The sequence below is a fragment of the Bradyrhizobium sp. P3_C3 genome (genome assembly GCF_056402655.1).
In genome coordinates this window covers 1-1,401 of record NZ_JBFUGY010000133.1, presented here as the reverse complement: position 1 = coordinate 1,401, position 1,401 = coordinate 1, and the positions used below count along the sequence as shown (strand labels likewise).

Sequence of the window (1,401 nt, the reverse complement as noted above, 5' to 3'; positions counted from 1 at the left end):
CGAGCGCGTCACCCGCGTTCCGCTGTCCTCGCGCGAGATCGCGGGCGTGCTGAACCTGCGCGGCCGCATCGTCACCGTGGTCGACATGCGCGCCCGGCTCGGCCTGCCCAAGCCCGAGGACGGCAAGACCCCGATGGCGGTCGGCGTCGACCTGCGCGGTGAATCCTACGGCCTCCTGATCGACCAGATCGGCGAAGTGCTGCGCCTTGCCGAGGCCGGCATGGAAGAGAACCCCGTCAACCTCGATCCTCGCATGGCCAAGCTCGCCGGCGGCGTCCACCGCCTCGACGGCCAGCTCATGGTCGTCCTCGACGTCGATCGCGTCCTCGAGCTCGCGCCCGAGATGATGGCGGCCTGATACGGCGGCATCGCCGCCGACGGACTCGCAATTGGAAGTATCCCCACAAGGGGGTAGGAAGCAGAGGTTCACATGCGCACTTGTCTCGTCGTTGATGATTCCAGCGTCATCCGCAAGGTTGCGCGCCGGATCCTGGAGGGCCTCGACTTCCAGATTCTCGAAGCCGAGGATGGTGAGAAGGCACTGGAGGCCTGCAAGCGCGGCTTGCCCGATGCCGTGCTGCTCGACTGGAACATGCCGATCATGGACGGCTACGAATTTCTTGGCCATCTCCGGCGGATGCCCGGCGGCGACCAGCCCAAGGTGGTGTTCTGCACCACCGAGAACGACGTCGCGCACATCGCCCGTGCGCTGCACGCCGGCGCCAACGAGTACATCATGAAGCCCTTCGACAAGGACATCGTGACGGCGAAATTCCAGGAAGTCGGACTTATCTGAGCGAACATCCGGAGGCTGAACGGATCCTTCGGCGATTGTTTCAACTGAACCGTTTCAGTCTGAGTTGGTGAGTAATGAGTGTTGCGTTCGCAGGTAATTCGACCACGGGTCCGTCGCGCGACGCCGGGCCGCTGCGGGTGATGGTCGTCGACGACTCCGTCGTCATACGCGGTCTGATCTCGCGCTGGATCGGTGCCGAGCATGACATGGAGGTCGCGGCCTCGCTGCGCACCGGGCTCGAGGCGGTCAACCAGCTCGAACGCATCAATCCCGACGTTGCCGTGCTCGACATCGAAATGCCCGAGCTCGACGGCATCTCGGCGCTGCCGCAGCTGCTGGCGAAGAAGCGCGATCTCGTCATCATCATGGCCTCGACGCTGACCCGTCGTAACGCGGAGATCAGCTTCAAGGCGCTGTCGCTCGGGGCAGCCGACTACATTCCGAAGCCGGAGTCGACGCGCGAAGCGTCGGCCGCGGACATCTTTCATCACGACCTGATCCAGAAGATCCGTCACCTCGGCGCGCGGCTGCGCCGCAGGCCCGCAGTCGCGAGCCCGCCGCTGGCGCCAGCGACCCCGGCTGCACGTGCGCCGGCTGTCGTGCGG

The 1,401-nt window shown here is 65.5% G+C and carries 3 protein-coding genes; all 3 read left to right on the top strand.

Features of this window, described 5'->3' with window-relative positions:
• A partial coding sequence (locus tag AC1DW2_RS43755; RefSeq protein WP_477009205.1) for a chemotaxis protein CheW occupies positions 1 to 358 on the top strand: 358 nt, incomplete at its 5' end.
• A 72-nt stretch (positions 359 to 430) separates the two neighbouring features.
• Positions 431 to 796, top strand: coding sequence for a response regulator (locus AC1DW2_RS43750; RefSeq protein WP_008138864.1), 366 nt, complete (start codon positions 431 to 433; stop codon positions 794 to 796).
• Between the two features lie 74 nt (positions 797 to 870).
• On the top strand, positions 871 to 1,401 hold a 531-nt coding region (locus AC1DW2_RS43745), incomplete at its 3' end, for a response regulator (RefSeq protein WP_477009204.1).

Bases quoted from the DNA above. Each gene is read 5' to 3' on its own strand.
- AC1DW2_RS43750 (WP_008138864.1), top strand. From the start codon at position 431: ATGCGCACTTGTCTCGTCGTTGATGATTCCAGCGTCATCCGCAAGGTT.